At 76.1% G+C, this 20319-nt stretch carries 14 protein-coding genes; 8 read left to right on the top strand and 6 right to left on the bottom strand.

All coding sequences use genetic code 11. The features are described 5' to 3' along the window. Window positions 1-9: 9 nt before the first annotated feature. Window positions 10-3216: an exodeoxyribonuclease V subunit gamma gene (gene recC, locus HOP40_RS31970; RefSeq protein WP_172166565.1), complete on the bottom strand. Its 3207-nt coding sequence runs from the start codon at window positions 3214-3216 to the stop codon at window positions 10-12. Window positions 3217-3416: 200 nt separating this feature from the next. Here recC and HOP40_RS31965 point away from each other — a divergent pair, with 200 nt between their 5' ends. The 4 genes from HOP40_RS31965 to HOP40_RS35660 all read left to right on the top strand — a co-directional run bounded on the left by HOP40_RS31965 (window position 3417) and on the right by HOP40_RS35660 (window position 9244). Further along, the gene (locus HOP40_RS31965; RefSeq protein WP_172166559.1) at window positions 3417-3914 is read left to right on the top strand and encodes a hypothetical protein; all 498 of its coding nucleotides are present in this window, start codon (window positions 3417-3419) and stop codon (window positions 3912-3914) included. Window positions 3915-4317: 403 nt separating this feature from the next. Continuing rightward, window positions 4318-5943, top strand: coding sequence for a phosphoglucomutase (alpha-D-glucose-1,6-bisphosphate-dependent) (gene pgm, locus HOP40_RS31960; protein WP_172166556.1), 1626 nt, complete (start codon window positions 4318-4320; stop codon window positions 5941-5943). Between the two features lie 4 nt (window positions 5944-5947). Next, a complete protein-coding gene (locus HOP40_RS35665) occupies window positions 5948-7498 on the top strand; it encodes a serine/threonine-protein kinase (protein WP_205346989.1) in 1551 nt (516 codons plus the stop codon). Window positions 7499-7582: 84 nt separating this feature from the next. Continuing rightward, window positions 7583-9244: a serine/threonine-protein kinase gene (locus tag HOP40_RS35660; protein WP_205346988.1), complete on the top strand. Its 1662-nt coding sequence runs from the start codon at window positions 7583-7585 to the stop codon at window positions 9242-9244. A 9-nt stretch (window positions 9245-9253) separates the two neighbouring features. On the opposite strand, the gene HOP40_RS31945 is transcribed toward HOP40_RS35660, so the two are convergent. Then, window positions 9254-10927 carry a hypothetical protein gene (locus HOP40_RS31945; RefSeq protein ID WP_172166553.1) on the bottom strand — a complete coding sequence of 558 codons (1674 nt, stop codon included), beginning with the start codon at window positions 10925-10927 and terminating at the stop codon, window positions 9254-9256. A 52-nt stretch (window positions 10928-10979) separates the two neighbouring features. Further along, on the bottom strand, window positions 10980-11576 hold the full coding sequence (locus HOP40_RS31940; RefSeq protein WP_172166550.1) for a class I SAM-dependent methyltransferase: 597 nt from the start codon (window positions 11574-11576) through the stop codon (window positions 10980-10982). 83 nt (window positions 11577-11659) lie between these two features. On the opposite strand from HOP40_RS31940, the gene HOP40_RS31935 reads away from it, so the two are divergent. Next, on the top strand, window positions 11660-11962 hold the full coding sequence (locus HOP40_RS31935; RefSeq protein WP_172166547.1) for a hypothetical protein: 303 nt from the start codon (window positions 11660-11662) through the stop codon (window positions 11960-11962). A 67-nt stretch (window positions 11963-12029) separates the two neighbouring features. Continuing rightward, on the top strand, window positions 12030-12986 hold the full coding sequence (locus HOP40_RS31930; RefSeq protein WP_172166544.1) for an NADPH:quinone oxidoreductase family protein: 957 nt from the start codon (window positions 12030-12032) through the stop codon (window positions 12984-12986). On the opposite strand, the gene HOP40_RS31925 is transcribed toward HOP40_RS31930, so the two are convergent. Both HOP40_RS31925 and HOP40_RS31920 read right to left on the bottom strand, forming a co-directional pair. Further along, window positions 12983-14689: a BCCT family transporter gene (locus tag HOP40_RS31925; RefSeq protein ID WP_172166541.1), complete on the bottom strand. Its 1707-nt coding sequence runs from the start codon at window positions 14687-14689 to the stop codon at window positions 12983-12985. The two genes, HOP40_RS31930 and HOP40_RS31925, sit on opposite strands and share 4 nt — an antisense overlap. Window positions 14690-14845: 156 nt before the next feature. Next, window positions 14846-15319, bottom strand: a complete 474-nt coding sequence (locus HOP40_RS31920; protein ID WP_172166537.1) for an Lrp/AsnC family transcriptional regulator — start codon at window positions 15317-15319, stop codon at window positions 14846-14848. 110 nt (window positions 15320-15429) lie between these two features. Here HOP40_RS31920 and HOP40_RS31915 point away from each other — a divergent pair, with 110 nt between their 5' ends. Together HOP40_RS31915 and HOP40_RS35655 are read left to right on the top strand one after the other, a co-directional pair. Beyond that, window positions 15430-17745, top strand: coding sequence for a transketolase-like TK C-terminal-containing protein (locus tag HOP40_RS31915; RefSeq protein WP_172166532.1), 2316 nt, complete (start codon window positions 15430-15432; stop codon window positions 17743-17745). 119 nt (window positions 17746-17864) lie between these two features. Further along, window positions 17865-18968, top strand: a complete 1104-nt coding sequence (locus tag HOP40_RS35655; protein ID WP_205346987.1) for a calcium-binding protein — start codon at window positions 17865-17867, stop codon at window positions 18966-18968. Between the two features lie 10 nt (window positions 18969-18978). Here the strand turns inward: HOP40_RS35655 and HOP40_RS31905 are convergent, their stop codons facing one another. Then, complete coding sequence (locus tag HOP40_RS31905) at window positions 18979-20250, bottom strand: patatin-like phospholipase family protein (RefSeq protein ID WP_172166528.1); 1272 nt, start codon at window positions 20248-20250, stop codon at window positions 18979-18981. Window positions 20251-20319 lie beyond the last annotated feature (69 nt).

Raw genomic sequence — 20319 nt, 5'->3', positions numbered from 1 at the left:
CGGCGGTGCTCACGGGAAGTCCACCGCCTCCTGGGCCAGCAGCGGCAGCCACAGCCGCATCGCCAGCTCGCCGAACCGGGTGGGCTCGCCCCCGGGTGGCCCGGGCTCCGCGGCCAGCTCGGCCCCGGCGCCCCACACGCGGACGTGGGCGTCGTCGGCGCCCTCGCCGATGGCGCCGGTCCAGTCGCGCAGGGCGTCGGTGAGCGCGATGTCGGGCGACGCCCCGCCCAGGCGGCGGTTGGCGTAGCCCGCGCCCGTCTGCGTGGCCAGCGGCAGCGGCGCGCACAGCCCTTCCCGGCGCAGCGCGACGAGGTCGGCCAGCAGCTCCCGCGCCCGCTCCGGCGCGACCGGCGCCAGCGTCGCCCGCGCGATCCCGTGCCGCGCGGCCCGCCCGAGGCTCACCGCGCGCCAGCTCTCCCCGGTGCCGGCCACCAGTGCGAGCAGCCGCACCCAGGCCCGCACCCGCTGCCCGGCCTTGAGCCGCGAGTACTCGACGCGCAGCAGCGTGCCGTCGTGCAGGCCGTCGAGCGTGCCGACGACGCGGGTGCCGTCGGCGAGCTCCACGTCGACGTCGCGCGAACCCGGCTCGCCCGCCGCGAGCCGCGCCGCCGCCCCGGCCAGCGGCTCCACCCCGTCGACGACGCGCGCGAGCAGGGCCTCGCCCAGCGGCCCCGGCGGCAGGTCGCCGCGGCGCCACTCCGCCGCCCGGCAGTGCGCGAGGTCCAGCCCGGCCAGCCGGTCGGCCAGCATCCGCTTCCCGATCGCGTACTGGGCCAGCCCGTCGAGCTCCACGGGCAGCGCGTCGTCGGGGTCGTCGTCGCGGGTGAACAGCGACAGCCCGACCCGCTGCCGCAGGAACGCCCGCACCGGGTGCTCGCAGAACGCCACCAGGTCGTCGAGCGCGACCACCGGCTCGTCGCGCACCGGTAGCGGCTCCGCCAGGAACGGCGCGGGCGGCGCCTTCGTGCCGACCGCGGCGCGGGCGCCGTCGAGCTCGGCGCGGTCGAAGCTGAACGGGCGGGCGACGCCGAGCGCGCCCGCGGCGAAGTTGCGGGCGTCGAACGGCTGGAGCGGGTGGCGCACCACCACCGACCGCCCGACGACGTCGAGCAGCTCCCCGAGCGGCACCGCGGGTGGGCGGCGGGCGCCGGTGCGCTCGTCGGCCCCGGAGTGCACGACGACGAGGTGCTCGGTGGCCGCGCACACGGCGTCGAGCAGGAGCTGGCGGTCCTCGCTGCGGGCGTCGCGCTCGCCGGCCAGCGGGGCGCGGGCCAGCACGTCGTCGCCGTCGGGGACCCCGGCGCGCGGGAACACACCGTCGTCGAGCCCGAGCAGGCACACCACGCGGTGCGGCACCGAGCGCATGGGCACGAGCGTGGCGACCGTGAGCGTGCCCGTGCGGAAGTTCGCCCGGCTCGGGCGCCCGCGCAGCCGCTCGTCGAGCAGGCCGCGGACGTCGGCCGGGCCCAGCTCGGTGACCGCGCCGTGCGGGCCCGCCGTGCGCAGCGCCTCGGCCAGCTCCCCGCGGGCCTGCCCGGCCTGCCACTCGTCGGCCGCGGTGGTGGCGGTGAGCGCGTCGAGCCCGGCCGTGAGCGCGTCGACCCACTCCGCCAGCGGCTGCGGGCGCCGCAGCCGGCCCAGCACCGCGCTGAGCCGGTGCACGAACTCGGCGAGGCGCCCGACGCGCTCGACGTCGCCCGACTCCACGTCCAGCGGCAGCGCCGTGCCCAGCCAGTCGCCCGACATCGTGACGCCGAGCAGCAGCCGGTCGAGCCCGGCCGCCCACGTGTTCTGGCCGAACCCGTCGAGGTGGAACGGGGCGCGGTGCGCGGCGTCGAGCCCCCACCGCACCCCCGAGGCGACGACGAGCTCGCGGATCCGCACGACGTCGTCGTCGTCGAGCCGGAAGCGCATCCGCACCGGCTCGGAGGCCAGCAGGTCGAGCAGCTGCGACGCCGTGAGCCGGGCCGAGGCCAGCTCCAGCAGCGCGCCGACCGTGTCGAGCAGCGGGTTGACCTGCCGCAGCGCACGGTCGGCGAGCCGCACCCGCAGGTGCTGGCCCGGGTGCACCGCCGTGCCCAGCTCGCCCAGCCCGAAGGCGGCCGAGATCAGCGGGGCGAAGGTCTCGATGTCGGGGCACATGACGAGCACGTCGCGCGGCTCCAGCGTGGGGTCGGCCGCGAGCAGCCCGACGACGACCTCGCGCAGCACCTCCACCTGCCGGTGCCCGCCGTGGCAGGCGTGGACCTGCACCGACCCGTCGGCCGGCCCGACGTCGGCGGCGCGGTCGTCGCGCAGCGCGCGCTGCAGCCGCCCGAGCTGGGTGTCGGGGGGCTCGGGCGCGGGGTGGTGGTGGTCGGAGAACCCCGGCGCCGCGCCGGTGAGCCGGACCTGCAGCTCCCGGACGTCGCGCCCGAGCGAGGACAGCAGGGGGTGGGCGACGGCCGCGGCCGTGGGGTCGGCCGCGCGCTCGGGCACCTCCGCGGGCGCCCGCCGCGCGACGGCGGCCCACAGCGCGGGGGAGGGGTGCGGCAGCCACAGGTGCACGTCGCGGTGGGTCGCGAGCGCGTCGAGGAGGAGCAGGTGCTCGGTGCTGAGCCGGGTGGGGCCGAACAGCGACAGGCGCTCGGGGAGCTCGGCCAGCGACGGGTCGGCCCGCAGCGCGTCGGCCGCGGTGCGCAGCCGCTCGGCCGGGCCGGGTGCGCCGATCCGCTCCCGGACGCGGCGCCACAGCTCCGACTGCCACGACAGGTCGCCCGGCGCGTCGGCCCCGGCGCGCCACGCGTCGAGCATGCCGGGGCGGTGCGCGGAGTACGTGGCGAACAGCTCCGCGATCCGGCGGGCGGTGGCCCAGCGCGGGTGGGCCCTCAGGTCGGGGCACCACGGCTCGCCCGCGGCGGCGTCGAGCACCTCCAGCAACGGCCACACCACCCGTTCCGGGCGCCAGGGGTCGTCCGACGGGTCGACGCCCGACGCGGCGTGCACGGCCGCGCCCAGCACCCGCCCGGGCGACGGGAACGCGACGCCCGCGCACACCCCGCCGCCGGTGGCCGTGCCGAGCCGGTGGGAGAGCCGCTGGGCCAGCCAGCGCTCGATCCCCTTGGCCGGCACCGCGACGACCTCGGTGGCGAACGGGTCGGGCAGCGGCGACGCCAGGACGTCGGCCAGGGCCTCCGCGAGTGCGTCGGCGCGCTCGGCGCGGTGGACGTGCAACACGGTGGCCCCCCTCCGGTCGGTAGGGGCCACACGCTAGAGCGGCGGTCCGACACTTCTCGACGCGGCTCCGGTGCGACCACCGAGCGTGACCGTTCGCCAGGATCGACACGATCGAGCGATCCCGCCGCCGAGCGGATAACGGCAGAGTGTCCCCAACGCGATCTGGTGGACGACGCACCACGACTTCGAGGAGGGCCGAGATGCACGCCGACATCCCCGGACGGACCGCGATCCCCGCCCAGCGCGGCCCCCGCTCCGTTCCGAGCCCCCGTGACATCCCGGCCCAGCGCGCCCCGCTGACGCCCGTCCGGCACACCCCGGTGCCGTTCGCGATCGTCGAGCCGACCACCGCGCAGGGCATCCGCGACGCCGCGCGCAGCGAGGTCCTGCACCGCCACGCCCGCCTGACGAAGGCCGGCCGCCCGGTGTTCTGCACGCCGAGCCAGGCCGAGATCGCCGGCGTCGTCACGCTGCGCCAGGGCCGGGGCACCGACGGCAAGGTCATCTACTCGACCCGCGAGGACGCCGAGAACGCCGCCCGCGAGCTCGAGGCGCTCGGCGCCCGCTCGCTGCGCTCCTACCTGTGCGGACGCTCGCGCAGCGGCCACTTCCACCTGGCCACCGACACGAGCCGCGCCCTCACCCCGGCCGAGGTCCACGCCCGCATCCCGCGCCAGCAGGGCTCCCTCTCCGCCTGACGCGCACGCGCCGCACCCCCGCCCCGCCGCGCCCCACCCCGCTCCCGCACGCCCCGCCCCACCCCGCACGCCCGCCCTCGTGACAGTGAAGTGGCTTCACTTGCACCCAGTGGCAGTAAAGCCACTCCACTGTCACTGGGAACGGGTGCCGGGGGGACGGGTGCCGGGGGACGGGTTCCGCCGCCCGCCCGCATGCCCCCCGGCCCGCCCGCTCCCCGCTCTCGTGACAGTGGAGTGGCTCTACTGGCGCCCAGTGGCAGTAAAGCCACTCCACTGTCACGCGCGGGGGCGGGCGCGGGCGGCGGGAGCGGGGGGCGGGTGGGGAGGGCGGGTGGGGGCAGCGCTCCGGCCCCGGACACGGCAGGCTGGCCCCACACCCGCCGCCCACCCGAGGAGAGCCCCGATGTCGACCCACCCCCGCGCCGGCACCCCCGCCACGCCCGAGGACCTCGTCGACGTCCCCGCCCTCCTCGCCGCCTACGCCGACCGCCGCCCCGACCCCGACGACCCCGCCCAGCGCGTGGCGTTCGGGACGTCCGGCCACCGCGGGTCGTCGCTGCTCACCACGTTCAACGACGACCACATCGCGGCCACCAGCCAGGCCATCTGCGAGTACCGCGCGGGCCAGGGCATCGACGGGCCGCTGTTCATCGGGCGCGACACCCACGCGCTGTCCGAGCCGGCGTGGATCACCGCGATCGAGGTGTTCGCGGCCAACGGCGTCCACGTCCTCGCCGACGGCGACGACGCCTTCACCCCCACGCCGTCGGTGTCGCACGCGATCCTCACCCACAACCGCGGCAAGGTGAGCGGGCTGGCCGACGGCGTCGTCGTCACGCCCTCGCACAACCCGCCCGCGGACGGTGGCTTCAAGTACAACCCCCCGCACGGCGGCCCGGCCGACTCCGACGCCACGAAGTGGATCGCCGACCGCGCCAACGCGCTGCTCGCCGAGAAGCTCAAGGGGGTCCAGCGGTCGCCGCTGGACCGCGGCGCGATCGGGCGCTACGACTTCCTCGGCGCCTACGTCGAGGACCTCCCGCAGGTCCTCGACCTCGACGCGATCCGCTCCGCGGGCGTCCGCATCGGCGCCGACCCGCTGGGCGGCGCCAGCGTCGCCTACTGGGGTGCGATCGCCGAGCGCCACGGGCTGGACCTGACGGTGGTCAACCCCGACGTCGACCCGCAGTTCGGGTTCATGACGCTGGACTGGGACGGCAAGATCCGCATGGACTGCTCGTCGCCGTACGCGATGGCGTCGCTGGTGGCGCAGCGCGACCGGTTCCAGATCTCCACCGGCAACGACGCCGACGCCGACCGCCACGGCATCGTCACCGCCGACGGCCTCATGAACCCCAACCACTTCCTCGCCGTCGCCATCGGCTACCTCTACGCCAACCGCCCCGGCTGGCCCGCCGACGCCGGGATCGGGAAGACGGCCGTCAGCTCGTCGATGATCGACCGCGTGGCCGCCGACCTCGGCCGGAAGCTGGTCGAGACCCCCGTCGGCTTCAAGTGGTTCGTGCCCGGCCTGATCGACGCCTCGTTCGGCTTCGGCGGCGAGGAGAGCGCGGGCGCCTCGTTCCTGCGCCGCGACGGCGGGGCCTGGACCACCGACAAGGACGGGATCATCCTCGCCCTGCTGGCCTCGGAGATCCTCGCCGTCACCGGGCAGACGCCCAGCGAGCGCTACCGCGACCTCACCGACCGCTTCGGCGCCCCCGAGTACGCCCGCATCGACGTCGCCACCACGCCCGAGGCGAAGGCGAAGCTGGGCAAGCTGTCGGCGTCGGACGTCAGCGCCACCGAGCTCGCCGGCGAGCCGATCACCGCGCGGCTCACCGAGGCGCCCGGCAACGGGGCACCGCTGGGCGGGCTCAAGGTCGTCACCGAGGGCGGCTGGTTCGCCGCGCGCCCGTCGGGCACCGAGGACGTCTACAAGATCTACGCGGAGAGCTTCCGCGGCGCCGAGCACCTCGCGGCGATCCAGGGCGAGGCCCAGGACGTGGTGGCCGCCGCACTAGGGTGAGCCCGTGGCGCAGGAGATGTTCGGGCCGTACCGGCTCGACGGACTGCTGGGCGAGGGCGGGATGGGCCGCGTCTACCGCGCGTTCGACACCGACCAGGACCGCCCCGTCGCGCTGAAGGTCCTGCCCGCCGCGCTGTCGGCCGACCCCGGCTACCGGCAGCGCTTCCGGCGCGAGGCCAAGGTCGCCTCGCAGCTCACCGACCCGCACGTGGTCCCGATCCACCGCCACGGCGAGATCGACGGGCAGCTGTTCCTCGACATGCGCCTGGTCGACGGCGACGACCTGTCGAAGGTGCTGCGCCGCGACGGGCAGCTCGACCCGGAGTCGGCCGTCCGCGTCGTCGAGCAGGTGGCGAGCGCGCTCGACGCCGCGCACGAGGCCGGGCTGGTGCACCGCGACGTCAAGCCCGCCAACGTGTTCCTCACCCGCGGGCGGTCCGGCGGCGCCCGCTTCGCCTACCTCGGCGACTTCGGGATCGCCCGCGACTCCTCCTCCTCGACGCTCACCGCCACCGGCACGACGCTGGGCACGCTCGACTACATGGCCCCCGAGCGGTTCCTGGGCCGCGAGGTCGACGCCCGCGCCGACGTCTACGCGCTGGCCTGCCTGCTGCACGAGGCGCTGACCGCGCGCAAGCCCTTCCCCGGCGACGAGCTGCCGTCGCTGATGCACGCGCACCTCAACCTCGCGCCGCCGCGGCCCTCGGAGCTGCGCCCGCTGCCGCACGGGCTCGACGCCGTCGTGGCGCGGGGCATGGCCAAGGAGCCCGCGCACCGGTTCGCGACGGCCGGGGCGCTGGCGCAGGCCGCGCGGGCCGCGCTGGCCGGGACCGCGCCCACGGTGAGCACCCCGCCGCCGCCGGCGCGCCTCCACAAGGCCCCGCAGGGCGACGGCACCGAGCCGCTGCGCCTGGACGTGCCCGAGGGCGTCGGGCAGGTGGAGCGCTGGCTGGTCCCGCCAGGGCAGGCCCACGTGGCCGGCTCCGCACTGCTCGTGGTCCGCCTGCGCGACGGCCGCAGCGCCCCGGTCGTCGACCCCCGCGCCGGGCTGCTGGTCGGCGCCGCCGCCGCGCCCGGCACCGTGGTCCGCACCGGCGACGTCCTGGGCACCGTCTTCCGCGTCGACGAGGCGCCCGCCGGGCTGTCCCGCCCGCTGCCGCGCGCGCAGCCCGGAGCCCGCCGCCCGCCGTCGACGCCCGCGATCATCGGGATCGGGGTCGGCGCGCTGCTGCACCTGCTCGTGCTCGCCTTCGTCGAGCTCGACGGGATCCTCGTGCTGACCTGGCTCTCGGGCATCGTGTTCGGCACGCTCGGCGTCTGGAACCGGCGCCCGGCGGCGTGGGGGCAGGGCCAGCGGATCGCGCTCCTGGTGGTCACGGCGCCGGTCGTGACGGCGCTGGTGTTCCTCGCGCTCGTCCTCGCCGCCCTGCCGACGGGCTACTCCAGCGACACCCCCGACAACCCCGCCGCCGGCATCGCGTTCACGGTCGTGGCGCTGGTGGTGTACGGCCTGTGGGCGGCGTCGCTGTGGTGGCGCCGGGCGGGTACCGGCTGACGGGTCGCGCGCGAGCGGCACCGGGCCGACCTGCAGCGCCGCGGGTAGGGTCCCGACGGGGCACGGTTCAGGGATGGAGGCCGCGTGGCGCCGGAGATGTTCGGGCCCTACCGGCTCGACGGGCTGCTGGGCCAGGGCGGCATGGGCCGGGTCTTCCGCGCGTTCGACACCGATCTCGCCCGCCCCGTCGCGCTCAAGGTCCTCACCGCGGAGCTGTCGGCCGACCCGGAGTACCGGCAGCGGTTCCGCCGCGAGGCGATGGTCGCCGCGCAGCTGTCCGACCCGCACGTCGTGCCGATCCACAAGCACGGCGAGATCGGCGGGCAGCTGTTCCTCGACATGCGCTTCGTCGACGGCGAGGACCTCGCCGCCGTCCTGTCCGGCAGCGGCCCGCTCGACCCCGCGGACGCCGTCGCGGTGATCGAGCAGGTGGCGAGCGCGCTGGACGCCGCGCACGAGGCCGGGCTGGTGCACCGCGACGTCAAGCCCGCCAACGTGTTCCTCACCCGCGACCGCCCGGGCACGGCCCGCTTCGCCTACCTCGGCGACTTCGGCATCGCCCGCGCCACGTCGGGCGCCTCGCTCACCGCGAGCGGCATGACGGTCGGCACACTCGACTACATGGCGCCCGAGCGCTTCCGGGGCGTCGACGTCGACGGCCGCGCCGACGTCTACGCCCTGGGCTGCCTGCTGCACGAGTCGCTCACCGGCCGCAAGCCCTACACCGGCGAGCCGGCCGCGCTGATGAACGCCCACGTGCACGCCGACCCGCCCCGGCCCTCGGAGCACGGCGCCCCCGTCGCGCTCGACGCGGTCGTGGCGAAGGCGATGGCCAAGGACCCGGCCGACCGGTTCCCCACGGCGGGGGAGCTCGCCGCGGCGGCCCGCGCGGCGTTGGAGCCTCCCGAGACCACGGAGCCCGTCGCGGCCCCCGAGCCCGCCGCGACCGAACGGCTGCGGGTGCCCGGCGGCCCGGGACCGGCCCCGTCCGCCCCCGCCCCGTCCCGATCCGCCTCGTCCGCCGCCGCCCCGTCCCGGCCCGCCCCGTCCGCATCCGCTCCGGCCCCGGCCGCTCCGGCCCCGTCCGCCCCGCGCGCCGCGGCCCCGCGTCCGGCCCCGCGTCCGGCCCCGCCGGCCGACGGCACCGAGCGGCCGCTGCGCTGGGACGTCCCCGGCGGCTCGGCCCAGGTCGTCGAGTGGCTGGTGGCGCCGGGGGAGGGCTACGCCGCGGGCGCCGGCCTCGTCGCGCTCCGCCTGCCCGACGGCACGCCGTGGCGCCTCGCGGACGACGTCGCCGGCACCCTCGTCGCCGCCCACGTCCCGCCCGGCGCGACGATCGGCTCCGGCGACGTCCTCGGCACGGCCCGCCGGGGCGCCGACCCCGGCGCCCGCCCCGCGCCCGCGCGCACCCGGGCCGGCCTCGCGGCCGCGCTGGTGCTCGGGGCGGTCGCGCACCTGCTCGCCCTGCAGAACCTGGCGCTGGAGGCGGGCCTGCTGTACTGGACGCTCGCGGGCACCCTGTTCGGCACGCTCGCCGCCGGCTCCCTGCGCCCGCGCCGGTGGGGCTCGGGCCGCACCATGACGCTCGTCGTCGTCACGCTGCCCGTGGTGTTCCTGACGGTGCTGCTCGTGGCGCTCGGGCTGGGCCTCGCCGGGTCGGGTGCCGCGGTGGTCGTGGCCACGCTCGGCGTCTACGGCCTCTGGGCGCTCACGTTCTGGCGGCGCCGGACGCGGCGGACCGCGTAGGGCGACCGCTCAGCGCCCGCGCGCCCGCGCGTCGCACTCCACCCGCGGCTGCGCCCCGCTCGACACCGGCCGGTGCGCGCGCCTGCTCCGCTCCCGGGCCGGCCCGCCGGTGCGGGCCAGCGCCCGCAGCGCCAGCTCGCGGTGCCGCCCCTCCACCGGGTCGTGCGCCTCCAGGCGCTCCAGGAAGCGCATCAGCTCCTGCGCGGCGACGCGGCCGGGCCGGGCGGCCACCCAGGCGGCCAGCTCGGCGTCGGCCACCTCGGGCCGGACGCGGGCCATCCGCACGCACACGTACTCGACGTCCTCGTCGGCCAGCTCGCCGACCAGCGGCGCGTGCACCCCGTCGTCCACCAGCACCTCGTGCACCGCCCACAGCCCGATCGGCGTGAGCGCCACCCAGGTCGGGTCCGGGTCGTCGCGGCCCGCGAGCGCGGCCAGCTCCTCGTGGTCGTCGGTGTCGAGGCTCTCCGAGAGGTGCACGGCGCCCAGCAGCTCCAGGGCGTCGAGCAGCGCGGTGACGTCGCGGCGCCACAGCCGCTGCTCCACGTCGCCCGCGAGGTCGTCGACGACGCAGCCCATCCGCCGGTTGACGGTGTCGCGCACGGCGCGGTGGAAGCGCTCCAGCGGGATCGCGTCACCGCCGGCGGCGTAGAGCTGCTGCAGCAGGATCGCCCACGCCTCGTCCAGGCTCATCCCGAACAGCGACGGCGCGCCGAACACGTTGCTGCCGCCGAAGCCCTCCCCGATCCGGCCGACGGCCTCGAACGCGCGGCGCCACATCTCGATCGGGCGGCTCAGCAGCGGGGCCGCGCTCTTGACCTGCACCAGGCGCCCGTTGACGACCCGGACGAACCGGGCCTCGCGCGCCCAGGTCATCAGCAGCGCGACCTCGGGGAGGTCGTCGCCGGCGCGGGCGCGGCCGAGGGAGAAGTGGTCGAGGTCGAGGGCCTCGGCGACGGCGCGGGCGTCACCGAGCCCGAGTCGTCCCTCGCGGGTGACCGCGCGCCCGGCCCGGACCCAGCGGGTGAACGCGCGCAGGCGCGCCAGCGCGGGCGACGAGTCGGCCGCGGCCAGCAGCTGCGCCGCCCCGGGCAGCAGCACCGGCGGCAGCGGCGGCTCCACGGGCTCGGCGGGCACCTGCTGGCGGCTGGTGATCTCGGCCAGCGCGGCGCGGTCGACCTCGAGCTCCCCGCGCTCGACCTGCTCCAGGAACCGCAGGACGGCCAGCGGGTCGCCGGTCCGGACGCCGTGGCGCAGCATCTGCACGGCCCAGAACGTGCCGAGGTCGCGGTTGCGCTCGTCGTCCAGCGCGTCGTGCAGGGCGGGCGTGGAGCCGTCGACCTGGGCGTGCAGCTCGGCGGCGGGGGCCGACCGCGGGTCGAGCCAGTCGTGCTCGTCGAGGAACCCGATCAGGGCGTGCAGCGCGGCCGGGACGGCGTCGCGGTCCTCGTCGCGCAGCGCCACCGTGCGGGGGAACCAGACGGCCAGCGCGTCGGCGACGTGGGCGCGGGTCCAGTGCCCGAGCCGGCCGTCGACGCCGTGCTTGTGGTCCAGCGCGGCGGCCACGAGCGCGGGCTCCACGTCGACGCCCCGGCGCCGGGCCCAGGCGACGATGTGCAGCCGCAGTCGGTCGCGGGCAGCGGCGTAGACCTCCATGTCCTCCGGGCCGAATACGAGACGCACTCGGCCCACCCTGGCAGCCCCCGCCGGGCCCGCAGAACGGGGGGTGGGGTGCTCACGCCCGGCGCGGCGTGCCTGCCCGGTGGACCACGGCGGGCGGCAGGTTCCACCAGACGACCGGCGTCGTGGACACCTCGGCGAAGCGCTCGCGCAGCGCCGCGAGCTGGCGGCGGGCGGGCGGCGCCCAGCGCGTCGCGGAGTAGGCGAACTGGGTCAGCACGCCGGTGGGGGACAGGGCGTCGGCGACGACGGGAAGCAGCGTCCCGTCGGCCCACGCGACCCACGGCAGCCCGCTGACGACGGCGTCGACGCGGGTGATCCCGCGCTCGGCGAGCAGCGCCGGGAGGGTGCGGGCGTCGGCCACGGCGACGTCGACGTCCGGGTGCCGCTGCGCGAGCAGGGCCGCCCACCGGGGGTTGAGCTCGACGGCCAGGTGCCGCGCGGGGGAGCGCCCCCGCAGCGCGCGGGTGAACGCGCCGGTCCCGGGACCGAGCTCCACGACCACCGCGCCCGGCGCGACGGGCTCGACCATCGCCGCGGCCAGGGCGGCCGAGCTGGGCGCCACGGCGGCGGTGCGCAGCGGGTCGCGGGCGAACTCGCGCAGGAACAGGGCGGTGTCGGCGAACGGACCGGTGTCGGCGGCGGCGGGCACGTCCGCGGACGGTAGGGGCCTTCCGTGAACAGCCGGGGCGATCTAGCGTCTGCTGTGTCCACGATCACAGCAGGGGGAAGTCCGTGCACCCACACCGCCTCGAGCAGCTCGTCGCCTCGGTCCCGGCCGGCATCACCGACGACCAGCGCTCCCGCCTCGACGCCCACGTCGAGACCGCCGACGGCTGCCGCGCCCGCATCGAGCGGGTGCGCGGCGACCTGCGCCGCGCCCTCGACGGTCAGGGCGGCGACGCCCTCGACCTGGCCTGCGAGCTCGACGGCCTGGAGCGCGTCCAGCAGCGCGTCGACGGCTGGCTCACCGCGCTCGTCGACGAGCTGAGCCGTGCCCGCCACTCCGCCCACTACGGCGACGGCGTCCCCGTCTGACCCGGCGCGCGGCACGCGCCCGTCCCGCGGGGCAGGATGGCCCCACCCGAGGACGAGGAGGACGCGCGTGCGCGCAGTGCAGGTGGTGCGGCTGGAGGGCCCGGCGGCGGTCGAGGTGCGGGACGTGCCCGAGCCCGACCGCGGGGCCGACCAGGTCCTGGTCGACGTGCGGGCGGCGGGCGTCAACTTCCCCGACGTCCTGCAGAGCAAGGGCCAGTACCAGTACAAGCCCGACCTCCCGTTCACGCTCGGCTCCGAGATCGCCGGCGTGGTGCGCGAGGCGCCCGAGGGCGCCGCGGTGCGCGCGGGTGACCGGGTCGCCGCGTTCACCACGGTCGGCGGGTTCGCCGAGGTCGTGGCGGCGCCGGCCGGGTACGTGTTCCCGCTGCCCGACGAGGTGTCCTTCGCCGCGGGCGCCTGCCTGCCGATGAACTACCTCACCGCGCAGTTCGCGCTGCGCCGCCGCGGGCACCTGGAGGCCGGGCAGCGCGTGCTCGTGCAGGGCGCGGCGGGCGGGGTCGGCACGGCCTGCGTGCAGCTCGCCGCGGCGCTGGGCGCCGAGGTGGTCGCCGTCGTCTCCACCGAGGAGAAGGCCGAGGTCGCGCGCCGGGCCGGGGCGGCGCACGCCGTGCTGGTCGAGGGCTTCCGCGACGCGGTCAAGGAGCTCGGCGGCGTCGACCTCGTCGTCGACCCCGTGGGCGGCGACCGCTTCACCGACTCGCTGCGCTGCCTGCGCCCCGAGGGCCGGCTGCTGGTCATCGGCTTCACCGCGGGCGACATCCCGACGGTGAAGGTCAACCGCCTGCTGCTCAACAACATCGACGTCGTCGGCGTCGGGTGGGGCGCGTTCGCGATGCCCCGCGACGGGTTCGTCGCCGAGCAGTGGGCCGACCTGCTGCCGCACCTGCGCTCCGGCGCGCTCGACCCGGTCGTCGGCGCCACCTACCCGCTCGCGGACGCGGCCGCGGCGCTCGCCGAGATCGACGAGCGCCGCGTCACGGGCAAGGTCGTGCTCGAGCCCTAGCTGTCCTTCATCTTCTTCACCGACAGGTGGAAGTCGTCACCGTAGTTCCGGGTGCCGTACTCCACGGCCTGCACCACGGCCTCCTGCGAGCGCACGTCGCGCCGCATCAGGGGGTCGTGGCGCAGGTCCTTGGTCAGGGCCACGCAGAGCGCGACCATCACCAGCGCGAACGGCGCCGCCATGATGATCGTGATGTTCTGGATGCCGGTGAGCGCCTCGCTGCCCGGGCTGACCAGCAGCATGATGATCGCGATGGCGCCCATCACGACGCCCCAGAAGATCACCACCCAGCGCGAGGGCTCGATCGAGCCGCGCGAGGACAGCGTGCCCATGACGACCGACGCGGCGTCGGCACCGGACACGAAGAAGATCGCGATGAGGACCATCGCCAGCACGCTGAGGATCGCGCCGCCGGGCATCGAGCCGAGCAGCCCGAACAGCTGGCCCTCGGTCGACTGCGACGCGAGGCCGGTGGCGCCGGTCGGGTCGACCGCGCGCTGCTGGTCGATCGCCGCGCCGCCGAAGATCGCGAACCAGACCAGCGACACGGCGCTCGGGATGAGGATGACGCCGGTGACGAACTGGCGGATGGAGCGCCCGCGGCTGATCCGCGCGATGAACATGCCGACGAACGGCGTCCACGAGATCCACCAGGCCCAGTAGAAGACGGTCCAGCCGGCCAGCCACTCGGCGGTGGCGTCGCCGCCGTTGGCCGCGGTGCGCGAGGCCATCTCCGACAGGTTGCCGGCGTAGTCACCGATCGCGGTGGGCAGCAGGTTGAGGATGAGGATGGTCGGCCCGCCGATGAACACGACGACGGCGAGCACGCCCGCCAGCACCATGTTGATGTTCGACAGCCACTGGATGCCCTTGGCGACGCCGGTGACCGCGGAGCAGACGAACGCGACCGTGAGCACGCTGATGATCAGGACCAGCAGCAGCTTGCCCTCGACCGGGACCCCGTTGAGCGACAGGCCCGCGCCGATCTGCAGGGCGCCGAGCCCGAGCGAGGCCGCCGACCCGAACAGCGTCGCGAAGATCGCGAGGATGTCGATGGCCTTGCCCAGCGGGCCGTCGGTGCGCTTCTCGCCGAGCAGCGGCGCGAACGCCGAGCTGATCAGCTGGCGGCGCCCGCGGCGGAACGTCGAGTAGGCGATGGCCAGGCCGACCACGGCGTAGATGGCCCACGGGTGCAGCGTCCAGTGGAACAGCGTGGTGGCCATGGCGATGTCGAGCGCGGCCGGGTCGCCCGCCGCGACGGTGCCGGGCGGCGGCGAGGTGAAGTGCGACAGCGGCTCGGAGACGCCGTAGAACATGAGCCCGATGCCCATCCCGGCGCTGAACATCATCGCGATCCAGGAGACGGTCCGGAACTCCGGGGCCTCGTCGTCGCGGCCGAGCGGGATCTTGCCGAAGCGGCTGAACGCGAGGTAGAGCGCGAACACCACGAAGCCGCTCGCGGCGAGCACGAAGGCCCAGCCGCCGGCGTTCATGATGCCGTTCAGGACCGATGTCGCGACGGTGCTCAGCGTCGCCGTGGAGGAGGCGCCCCACACGATGAACGCGAGCATGAGCACGGCGGCGACGCCGAAGACCGTGCGGTCGACGGGGTGGTGCTGGTCGGCGGCGGCCCGGCGCGGGATCTCGGTGGCGGGACCGTCGGAGACGGGTTCCTCGCTCCGCGGGCTCTCCTGGATGGTCATGTCGGCGGCTCCCTGCGGAGCCTCCCCCCTCACGGTCGGTGCTGCGCCCGCCCGGCGTCACCCGGGCGGTGGTGCGGACACCTTCCGTCGGCACTGCGCCCCCGTCAACTCCGGGAACGCGATCGCCGCACGGTCGCAACACGGTGTGCACGCGGCTCACCCACCGTCGACGATCCGCTCCAGCAGCGGACCGACCCGGTGCTCGACGAGGCGGCGCATGACCAGCGAGGTCGTCGTCCGCACGACCCCGTCGGTGGCCAGGAGCTGCCCCGCGATGCGGTAGAGGTCGTCGGCGTCGCGGGCGACGACCTGGCACAGCAGGTCGGCGTCGCCCGACATCCCCAGCACCTCGACGACCTCGGGCACCAGCGCCAGCGCCGCCGACACCTCCGCGAGCCGGCGCTGCACGAGCTGCACCGAGACGAACGCGGTGAGCGGGTAGCCCAGCGCGGCCGGGTCGATCCGCCGCTCGAAGGTGCCCAGCGCCCCGCGCGCCTCCAGCCCGGCCAGGCGCGCCTGCACGGTGTTGCGGGAGATGCCGAGGCGCTCGGCGAGCGCGAGCACCGAGGCGCGCGGGCTCTCGGTGAGGGCCTGCAGCAGCCGGGCGTCGGTCGCGTCCACGACGGGCATCCTGCACGAGATCGGGCTGTTCCGCAGCAGTCTGCACGGTGCAACCGACTGCGGTTGTGCAGACGGACCCCCGGTGGTGCAGTGGGCGGGCGACCTGGGAGGTAGACACCGTGAACGACGACGTCCTGCGCACCATCGAGCAGCGGGTGCTGTGGCTGGCCACCGCGATCGTGCACCACGCCAACCGCGTGCGCCCCAACCCCGGTGGGCTCAAGGTGGGCGGGCACCAGGCGTCGAGCGCGTCGATGGTCACGATCATGACGGCGCTCTGGTTCGAGCACCTGCGCCGCGAGGACCGCGTCTCGGTCAAGCCGCACGCCTCGCCCGTCCTGCACGCGATCAACCACCTCCTGGGCGAGCTCGACGCGCGCTACCTCACGACGCTGCGCGAGTTCGGCGGCCTGCAGAGCTACCCGAGCCGCTCGAAGGACCCCGACCCCGTCGACTACTCCACGGGCTCGGTCGGCATCGGCGCCACCGCCCCGATCTGGGGCGCGCTCGCCCGCCGCTACGTCAAGGCGGGCGGCGCCGATGCGCGTTCCGCTGACGCTCCACGCTGGGGTCGCCAGTACTCCCTGGTCGGCGACGCGGAGCTCGACGAGGGCGCCTGCTGGGAGGCGGTCCTCGACCCGATGGTCTCCGAGCTGGGGGAGGTCGTCTGGATCGTCGACCTGAACCGGCAGAGCCTCGACCGCGTCGTCCCCAACATCGGCGCGACGCGCCTGCAGGGCATGTTCGACGCCGCGGGCTGGCAGGTCCTCACCGTCAAGTACGGCGCCCTGCTGGAGGAGCTGTTCACCCGCCCCGGCGGCGACGCGCTGCGCACGCGCATCGACGAGATGCCCAACCCGGAGTACCAGCGGCTGCTGCGCTGCACCCCCGACCAGCTGCGCGAGCGCGTCCCCGACGGCGACGAGAAGCTGGCCGCCCTGATCGCCGACCTCGACGACGCGACGCTGCACGCGGCCATCCGCAACCTCGGCGGGCACGACCTCTCCGCGCTGCGCACCGCGTTCGCCGCCATCGACGACACGCGCCCGACCGTGGTCTTCGCCTACACCGTCAAGGGGCACGGGCTCGCCAGCGAGGGGCACCCGCAGAACCACTCGTCGCTGCTCACCGCCGAGCAGTTCGCCGAGCTGGCCGAGGCCGTCGGCACCGACCCGGACGCCCCGTGGGAGCCGCTGCCCGCGGGCCCGGCCGCGCAGCTGTGCGCGGAGGTCGCCGAGCGGCTGCACCGCGAGCCGGTGGCGGTCGCGGCGGTGCCGGACCTGCCCGCCGACATCGGCCGCACGCCGTCGGGCACGGCCACCACGCAGGCCGCGCTGGGCCGCGCGCTGCTCGACCTCACCCGCGCCGCCCCGGCGGCGGCGAAGCGGGTCGTCACCCTGTGCCCGGACGTGTCGAGCTCCACGAACCTCGGCGGCTGGGTCAACAAGGTCGGCGTGTGGGCCGCGCGCGAGCAGGTCGACTGGTTCGCCGACGATCCCGAGACGATCCTGCACTGGCGCGAGCGGCCCGACGGCCAGCACCTGGAGCTGGGCATCGCCGAGACCAACCTGGTCGGGCTGCTCGGCGAGCTGGGCGCCACCTGGAGCCGGTGGGGCGAGCCGCTGCTGCCGATCGGGGTGCTCTACGACCCGTTCGTCGAGCGCGCGCTGGAGCCGTGGTCGTTCGGGATGTACGCGGGCGGGCAGTCGATCCTGGTCGGCACGCCGTCCGGCGTCGCGCTCGCGCCCGAGGGCGGCGCGCACCAGTCGATCACCACGCCGTCGGTCGGGCTGGAGCAGCCGGGCTGCACCAGCTACGAGCCCGCGTTCGCCATCGACGTCGAGTGGTCGCTGCTGGCGTCGCTGGCGCAGCTCGGGCGCCCCGGCGGGCGGTCGGCGTACCTGCGGCTGTCCACGCGCCCGGTCGACCAGTCGCTGGCCGCGGTCCCCGCCGACCCCGCGGCCCGGGAGCGCCGGCGCCGCCAGGTCGTCGCGGGGGCGTACCCGCTGCGCCGCGCGGCCGGCGCGCCCGCCGTCACGATCGCCGTCATGGGGGCCGTGGTGCCCGAGGCGCTCGCCGCGGCGGAGCGGCTGGAGGCGCAGGGGCACGCGTGCGACGTCGTCTGCGTGACGAGCGCCGGGCTGGTGTTCGACGCGGTGCAGGCGCGCGCGGGGCGGCCTCCCGAGGTCTCGGGGGCGGCCGCCGACACCTGGGTCCTCGACGCCGCGTTCCCGGCGCGCCGCGCGGCGCCGCTGGTCACCGTGCTCGACGGGCACCCCCACACGCTGGCGTTCCTGGCCGGGATCAACCGGGTCCCGGCCGCGCACCTGGGCGTGTCGCGGTTCGGGCAGTCCGGCGACCTGGAGTCGGTGTTCCGCCACCACGGCCTCGACGCCGACAGCATCGTCGGCGCCGCGCTCGACGTCGTGGAGTAGTCGGGAGTCAAGCTGCTCCATACGGCCGAGTGAACCGCGGCGAACGGTGCTAACAGGCCGTGGCGGGCGCCCGACTCCCGGGGACAGGTCACCCACGCCTCGTCACCAGGAGCAGCGCCATGAAGCCGTCCCTCACCCGCACCGGACTCGTCGCCGCGTCCGTGGCGGTGTCCGCCCTCGCCCTCGCCCTCGTCCCGGCCACCGCGTCCGCCGCCCAGCCCGGAGGCACGACGGTCGTCGTCACGCCCGAGGACCTGCAGGGCTGGGTGGTCTCGCCCGCGCCCAACAGCACGACGACGGAGTTCCGGGCGGGGCCCGCCACCCTCGGCACGGGGGCGGTGCGGTTCGGGCCGATCGCCGCCACGCCCGCGGCGAGCAAGTTCGTGATCGGCCGGGCGACGAGCCTGCCCGCGGCCACCGCCGGGGTGGCGGTCGACTACTACATCGACCCGGCGGCGGCGAACAAGGCGCCCGAGCAGTACTACGTCAACGTCTACGCCGACAGCGCCGCCGACGGCACCCCGCCGGCGAACTTCTACGAGTGCCGCTACGACTACGTGGCGACGGTCGGCGGCGACGGCTGGCACACCCTGGCCGTCACGGCGGCGACGACGGCCATCGCCGTGAGCCCGCGCGAGGGGCTGGCCTGCGGCGACTCGCTGAACGACCTCCCGGCGGGCAGCACGGCGTTCCTGGTGGCGCTCAACGCGGGCGACACGTCGTCGAACGACGCGGGCATCACCGGCGGCTTCGACAACGCCCGGTTGAGCACCGGCGCCACGACGACCACCTACGACTTCGAGCCGGTGACGCCGCCGGCGTGCGAGAGCGCGCCGCGCCCGGGCCGCACCGGCACCGCGCGGGCCGACGTCGTCCGCGGCACGGCGGCGGGCGACCGCGTCGACCTGCTTGCCGGTGACGACGTCGCCGACCTGCTCGGCGGCGACGACTGCGTGCTGGGCGGCGCGGGCCGCGACACGCTGCGCACCGGCGACGGGCCCGACCAGGTCGCCGGCGGCGCCGACGCCGACACGATCGACAGCGGCGCGGGCGCCGACCTCGTCGACCCGGGGGCCGGGCGGGACGTCGTCTCCGCCGGGGCGGGCGACGACGAGGTGTCGGCCGCCGACGGCGAGGTCGACGTCGTCGACTGCGGGGCGGGCACCGACACGGTGATCGCCGACCGCACCGACGTCCTGCGGAACTGCGAGACGCGCCTCTGAGGAGGGCCGGTCAGGCCATCGGGCCCAGGTGCAGCGCGGAGACGCGGTCCCCGTCGAACGTCGCGACCGCCCGCCCGTAGGTGACCGGCCGGTCGTCACCGGCGGGCAGCTGCACCGTCCACGTCACCTCGTCGCCGGCGATCTGCTTGCGGTTGCTGTCGATCGTGATGGGGCCGTCGAACCAGCGGGCGACGTACCCGCGCAGGTCCGTGCTGGACCGGGGGAACGGGTAGCTGCTCACGAGCTCGGCGTCGTCGGTGAACATCGAGCCGACGGCGCCGAGGTCCCCGTCGCGCCACGCCTGCTCGAACCGCAGTGCGGCGAGGAAGCGGTCGGCCCGCTCCTCGCCGTGCGCGATCAGGCGGTCCAGGAACCGCGGGCTGCGGTCGGTCTTGGACGCCGAGCCCAGCCACCGCGGCAGGACCGAGCGGGACAGCTCGATCACCCGCACCGTCACCTTCTTGTAGCCGGCGCCGGGCGAGAGCGCTCCGCTCTCCAGCAGCTGGTCGACGCGCTCGATCGAGTTGAGCTCCTGGTACAGGGAGATGTTGCCGGCGAGCTCGTTGCGGCGGTCGCTGATGTCGAGGAGGGAGCGCGGCTCCCGGCTCTCGCTCGGGTTGATCTGGATGACCCACAGCTCGTCCGGCGCGGCCTCGAGCAGGTCGGCGGTGGGCGGGTTCTGCGAGAACAGCCCGTCCCAGTACACGCCGTCGTCGATGCGCACGGCCTTGAACAGCTGGGGGATCGCGGCGGAGGCCAGCACCATGTCGGCGGTGATCCGCTCGCGGCGGTTGCAGAAGGCGCGGAACCGGCCGGAGACGACGTCGACCGCGCCGAGGGCGAGCATCGGCTCGACGCCGTCGCGGTCGACACCCAGCGCGTCGAAGTCGATGTGCCGGCGCAGCAGTCGCCGGAAGGCCCCGGTCCCGTCGATCCACCGCGGGATCAGGTACGGGCTGACCGTGGGCAGCAGGCCCAGACTCTGCCACAGCGCCGTCGACACCATCGTGGCGTTGAGCAGCCTGTCCAGCGGCCACCGGGCGGAGTTGTCGGCCCAGAACGCCTTCAGCCGGGCGCCGGCCTCGTGCCGCCTGCCGTCGCGCAGCGCGGCCCACGCCACCGTCGCGCAGATCGCCCCGCCCGACGTGCCGCTGATCCCGACGACCTCCCGCCCGGCCAGCTCGGGCGAGCCCAGCAGCCGCGACAGCACTCCCGCGGTGAACGCGGTGTGGCTCCCGCCGCCCTGGCAGGCGATGGCGACCCGGATCGGCGGAGGTGTCATCCGTCCGTCCTACCGCCCACCCGCCGCGGCCGTACCGCCGGTGAGGCGCAGCTCCCCGGTGAGATTCGG

It is taken from the genome of Pseudonocardia broussonetiae (assembly GCF_013155125.1).
Lineage (GTDB): Bacteria > Actinomycetota > Actinomycetes > Mycobacteriales > Pseudonocardiaceae > Pseudonocardia > Pseudonocardia broussonetiae.
This window is presented reverse-complemented; position numbering and strand designations above follow the sequence as displayed.